This window comes from Streptomyces sp. KLMMK (genome assembly GCF_036961605.1).
Taxonomy (GTDB): Bacteria; Actinomycetota; Actinomycetes; order Streptomycetales; family Streptomycetaceae; genus Streptomyces; species Streptomyces telluris.
Window position 1 is genome coordinate 1 of record NZ_JBAMDC010000430.1, and the last position, 5,218, is coordinate 5,218.

Sequence of the window (5,218 nt, forward strand, 5' to 3'; positions counted from 1 at the left end):
GCAACACGTCGCTCTCCTTGGGCTGCTCGATGCGGCTCCCGGTGCGGTTTCCGGTGCCGTTTCCGGTGCCGTTTCCGGTGCCGTTTCCGGTGCCGTTTCCGGTGCCGTTTCCGGTGGGACGGCCGTCGGGGCCCCTGCCGCGCGCACCCCGCCCGCGGACCACCTCGCGCGGGACGAAGCCCATGTCCTCCGGCTCGCGGCCGGGGAACATGTGCCGGAACACCCGCTCGTAGGCGTAGTTGGGGCAGCGGATCTCCCCCGACTCGACCCGGCCGATGTAGCGCGCGTCGCACGAGACCTGCTCGCCGATCTCCCGGGCGGCGCGTCGTACGGCCGCCGCGAACTCGGCCGGCGAGAGCGCGCCGCGGAGCTGTCTGAAGGCCGCGTTCGGGCGGCTGCCCTTGCCGTCCGGACCGCCGGGATCCACCGGTCCGGCGGGCCCGGGGCGGGGGGACGGGGACGCGTGGGACGACACCATGGCCGCACCCTTCTGGCGAGTGACTCCGCCGACTGCGCTCGGCGGGAGAAGACCGTACCGGCAATCGGGGCCCCGCTCCCCCCGTTCGGCCCCGGATTCAGCCCCCCGTTTACCTACAAACCGGATATCTCACCCGCGATCCGCCATGAACTGCCATCCTTTGTGACGGCATGTACCCGTTGCCGTTGACGCCCCTCGCGCGTTGAACCTCCCGAGCGCGCTCGACGCGGAGCGTAGTGGCACGGCGGAGGAGGGGTTTCCCTTGGTGGAGGCCGGAGTGGACAGCAGCAGCTCGCGGACGACGGCCCTGCACCAGCCGCGTCAGGACCGCAGCCCTTCGCCCTGCGCACCCCAGGCACCGGGCCTCGGCCCCGAAGCCGGCCCGTGCGACCTCGTCACCGTCCCCGCCCGCCAGGGCCTGGAGGCGGTCGACATCCTCCGGCTGCGCGACGGCGTCGGCCCCGTGCTGCACGACGGCGAGTGCGACACCCTCGGTTTCCTGGTGCCCCCCGGCACCGCCGACGCCTGGGACGTCCCGGGCAGCGCCTGCACCCAGACCCACGGCCGGGGGCTGCGCGTGGTCCCCGACGAGCAGCCCCTCACCGGCGCCGGCTGGCTCGTCGCCCCGGAGGCCGCCTTCTCCTCCGCCACGGACCCGGCGGTCCTGCGCGACGCCCTCGGCGAGGCCGCCCGGACGATCGCGGCGGTCGACCGCTGCCGCTAGGCCGTCCCGCCGGGCCGGCCCCGCCCCTGGGCGATACTTGCGGGGTGGGCAAGGTCAAGAAGAAGCAAGGGCGCGGCCGCGCCGCCGCAGCGGTCACGGAGCAGGTGGCGGGCGGGCTCGCCGAGCTCGTGCCCGACCGGGACCGCCCCCGCGGCTTCACCCTCCTGATCGACGGCGCGCCCCAGTCCCACGTCGACCTCGACGACCCCTCCTACCTGGACTTCGCCTACCAGCGCAGGCTCGGCCACCTGGCCGACCTCGTGGCGCCGCCCGGCAAGCCCGTCCACGCCCTCCACCTGGGCGGCGGCGCCTTCACCCTCGCCCGGTACGTCGCCGCGACCCGGCCGCGCTCCACCCAGCAGATCGTGGAGATCGACGCCCCGCTCGTCCAGTTCGTACGGCGCGAGCTGCCCCTCGACAGCGGCTGGCGGATCCGGGTGCGCAGCGGCGACGCCCGCGAGGGGCTGGCCAAGGTGCCGGACGGCTGGGCCGACCTGATCATCGCCGACGTGTTCGCCGGCGCCCGCACCCCCGCCCATCTGACCAGCACCGAATTCGCCGGCGAGGTGCGGCGGGCCCTGCGGCCCGGCGGCTTCTACGCCGCGAACCTCGCGGACGGCCCGCCGCTCGCCTACGTGAAGTCCCAGATCGCGACCGTGGGCACTGTCTTCCCCGAGCTCTGCCTGACCGCCGACCCCGCGGTGCTGCGCGGCCGCCGCTTCGGCAACGCCGTGCTGCTCGCCTCCGACCACGCGCTGCCGAACGCCGAGCTGACCCGCCGGGCCGCCTCCGACCCCCACCAGGGGCGCGTCGAACACGGCCGGGCGCTGGCCGACTTCACGGGCGGCGCGACGCCGGTCACGGACGCGGCCGCGAAGCCGTCGCCGGAACCGCCGCCGTCCGTATTCGACTGACCGCCGCCCCTGGACTCACGGCTTCCACGCCACACCGGGCGCCGGGTACCAGCCGGGCGCCGGGTACCGCCCGGCCCCCGGGTACCCGCCCGGCCCCCGGTCAAGGCCGCCACACCACCCGGTGCTCCGACCAGCGGTCCCACGTCGCCATCATGGCCTCCCAGCCGTCAGGGAACTTCACCGTGACGCCCAGCTGCACGGGCTCCGTCGACGGGTGTTCGTCCAGCAGCCGGTCCACGCCGGCGCGGCACACCACGATGCACGCGTGCCGGTGGCGGGAGGCGAGGACGCACAGGCGGCCCGTCTCCAGGTGGAAGGCCGTCGCGTCGGGGCGGCCCGACAGCGGGTGCAGCATGACCGTCACGTCGAACTCTCGGCCCTGCAGCCGGTTCGCCGTGTCCACCGTGACGCCCTGCACGCCCAGGCCGGCGAGCGCCGTGCGGACCGCTGCGGCCTGGTCGCGGTGGGCGGTGCCGACCGCTATCCGGGCGGCCGTGAGCGGCACCGGACCGTCCGCCGCCTCGCTGACGGTCACCCCGCCGCGGTCCAGCAGCCGCCGGACCACGTGCGCGACCGCGCCCACGGCCTCCGGGTCGGTGCGCGGCGTGTGACGGGCCGGCAGCTCCAGCAGGCCCCAGCCCGAGACGGCCGCCTCGTCCAGCACCCGGTCCGGGCCGGAGCCGTCCGATCCCACGCCGAAGGTCAGCCGCCGGTCGCCGTGGTCCGTGCCGCTGCGGAAGGGCGTGTACGGGTAGAAGGCGGCCGACACCAGGGGCGCGGCGGAGGCGGGCAGCCGCCAGGAGACGGGCAGCCGGTGCTGCGGCAGGCCGGGGTTGTGGGCGAGCAGCGTGCTCACCGCGCTCGCCGACGGGTCGTACGAGAGCCCGGCCCACTGCGCGACGCCGTCGGCCCCCACCACGCTGAACGGGTCCAGCTGGCCCGGGTCGCCCACGAACAGCGCCCGTTCGAAGAGCCCGGCCACGGCCAGCAGGGCGTCCGACCGCATCTGGTAGGCCTCGTCCACGATGGCGTGGCCCCACGGCTCGGCGACCTTGGTGTGCGCCCACTTCGCAGCCGTGGACACCACGACCGGAAGGCCCGCGAGCTCGGCGGCCTTCGCGGACGTGACCACCGAGGGCAGGGCGTCGAGCGCCCGGTCGTAGGGGCTCGCGTCGCTGCTGTGCAGCCGCCCGACCGGCAGCTCGGGGTCCTTGGCGGCCAGCCGCAGCACTAGGTCGTCCACCTGGGCGTTGGTCTGGGCGACGATCATCAGCGGGCGGCCCGCCGCGGCCAGCTCCCGCGCGGCGCGCACGACGAGCGTCGACTTGCCCGCGCCCGGCGGGGAGTCGACGACGACCCCGCGCTCGGGGCTGTGCAGCGTGTCGTGCAGGATCCGGCGCGTGACCGCCTCGGCGGCCGCGCCCGGATCCGCGCCGCGCCCGCGCTGCGGCGGCAGCGCGCCCTCCGTGGGCACCGTGAACGTCCTCACAGCAGGTCCTCCGTGGTCACCGGGTCGGGCAGCTCGGCCGCCGGCTCGCCGGGCGGGCCGCCGTGCGTCCAGGGCGTGCGGTCGGGGTCGGGAAGCTCGGGGCCGCCGCGCGGGGCGTGCTCGAAGAGCGTCCAGCAGACGCGGTCGCCCTTCTCCGGCACCGAGCCGGGCTCGGGCACCTTGCCGCGCCCCATGCCGCCGGTCAGACGCACCGTCAGCGCGCCCGGGTCGCCGGGCACGTGGCCGGCGAACTCGGCGGGCTGGGACTTGCCGCCCGGCAGGGCGCGGTGCACCTTCGCCCCGTCGGACAGCAGCGGGCCGTCCTCCGTGCGCAGCGTGACCAGCGGCCGGGGCCGCGGCACCTTCGCCTCCGTGTACTCCATCACCACGTCGGTGACCTCCCCGGCGAACGCCTCGCCCGCCAGCCGCCGCCCGGCCATCACCAGCGGATCGTCCAGCGCCTCCTGTGCGTCCAGCTGCGCCTGGGCGGTCTCCCGCGCCGCGAGCTTGCGGGCGGCCGTCACCGCGTCGTCCCGCCGGGGCTGCGGAGGCTCGCCGGCCCGGACGCGGTCCCGGTGCGCGGTGTAGGACCAGCGGTCGCGCTTCCAGCGCTCGCCGACCCGCTCCCCCTCGGGCAGGGCGCGCAGCAGGTCGACGCCGCGCCAGACCGCCTCCCACGTGGGGCGCAGCTGCGACTCCAGCAGCTCGCGGAGCGCTTTCTCGGCGCCGGGCAGGCCCGCGTCGAAGCGGGCGGTCGCCGGGGCGAGGAGCTTGTTGTCGAAGGCCGGATCGGTGGCCGGGCCCGCGGGCGGGTGGAGCAGCTGTCCCGCGGCGTCCCGCGCGAGCTCGGCGCGCAGCGCCGCCTCCGCGCCCGTCAGCCCGGCCGGGGGGTCGATCCAGGCGAGCAGGGCGCCCAGGTGCTGGTCCTCCAGGGTGCTCTGGCCCGTGGCCCAGTGGCGGGCGAGGAGCTGTGTCACCGGCAGGAGCAGCGACGAGCCGGGGACGCGGGCGCGCTCGCCGAAGTGCGTCAGCCAGCGGCCCAGCAGCGGGACGCGCGGCGGGGCGGGGTGGGGCGTCTCGGGGTCCTGCTCGGCCGTGCGGCGGAAGCGCATGGAACGCCCGAGCAGGCGGACGTAGGCGACGCCCGCGGCGCTGGGCACCAGCAGCTGCGGCGCGCCCGCGCACAGCTCGACCTGGACGGTCACCCTCTTGCCCGTCTCCGGGTCGGTCTCCTTGCGCTCCTCCTGGGTGACGTCCTCGGCGAACCCCTCGAGGTAGGGCAGCATCTCCTCGGCGAGCTCGGCGAGGAAGGCGGAGCGCAGGTCGCGGTCGCGCGGCTGCGGCACGGCCAGGAGGCGGGGGCGCTCCCGGTCGGTGCCCACGAGCGCGCCGAGCGGGGCGCCGGCCTCACCGGCGGTGGTCAGCGGGACGAACACCAGCGGCCGCTCCGCCAGATGCCGGTGACGCACGGTGGTGAGGGGCCGGGCCCGGCCGTCCCGCACGGCCTCCATCCGGGCGAGCGTGGTGATCAGCGACATGCGGCCTCCGTTCCGGCGGGGGCGGGCGCGGGGAAGGGCGCGAGGGCGAGGGCCTCGGAGCGGAGGGCGGCGGCG

At 76.6% G+C, this 5,218-nt stretch carries 4 protein-coding genes and 1 pseudogene; 2 read left to right on the forward strand and 3 right to left on the reverse strand.

Annotation, left to right across the window (positions count from 1 at the left end; translation table 11 throughout):
* Positions 1-478 (reverse strand): annotated as a pseudogene (locus tag V7793_RS32925) (Tat pathway signal protein); the annotation flags it as partial.
* A 277-nt stretch (positions 479-755) separates the two neighbouring features.
* Between V7793_RS32925 and V7793_RS32930 the strand changes: the two are divergent.
* Both V7793_RS32930 and V7793_RS32935 read left to right on the forward strand, forming a co-directional pair.
* Positions 756-1,202 carry a hypothetical protein gene (locus tag V7793_RS32930; protein WP_336013377.1) on the forward strand — a complete coding sequence of 149 codons (447 nt, stop codon included), beginning with the start codon at positions 756-758 and terminating at the stop codon, positions 1,200-1,202.
* Between the two features lie 44 nt (positions 1,203-1,246).
* Entirely contained in the window at positions 1,247-2,116 is an 870-nt protein-coding gene (locus V7793_RS32935) for a spermidine synthase (RefSeq protein ID WP_336013378.1), read from the forward strand.
* A 100-nt stretch (positions 2,117-2,216) separates the two neighbouring features.
* Here V7793_RS32935 and V7793_RS32940 read toward each other — a convergent pair whose 3' ends face one another.
* Entirely contained in the window at positions 2,217-3,605 is a 1,389-nt protein-coding gene (locus V7793_RS32940) for an AAA domain-containing protein (RefSeq protein WP_336013379.1), read from the reverse strand.
* A complete protein-coding gene (locus V7793_RS32945) occupies positions 3,602-5,143 on the reverse strand; it encodes a hypothetical protein (RefSeq protein ID WP_336013380.1) in 1,542 nt (513 codons plus the stop codon). The genes V7793_RS32940 and V7793_RS32945 overlap by 4 nt, the downstream gene beginning before the upstream one ends.
* Positions 5,144-5,218 lie beyond the last annotated feature (75 nt).

Bases quoted from the DNA above. Each gene is read 5' to 3' on its own strand.
- V7793_RS32945 (WP_336013380.1), bottom strand. From the start codon at position 5,143: ATGTCGCTGATCACCACGCTCGCCCGGATGGAGGCCGTGCGGGACGGC.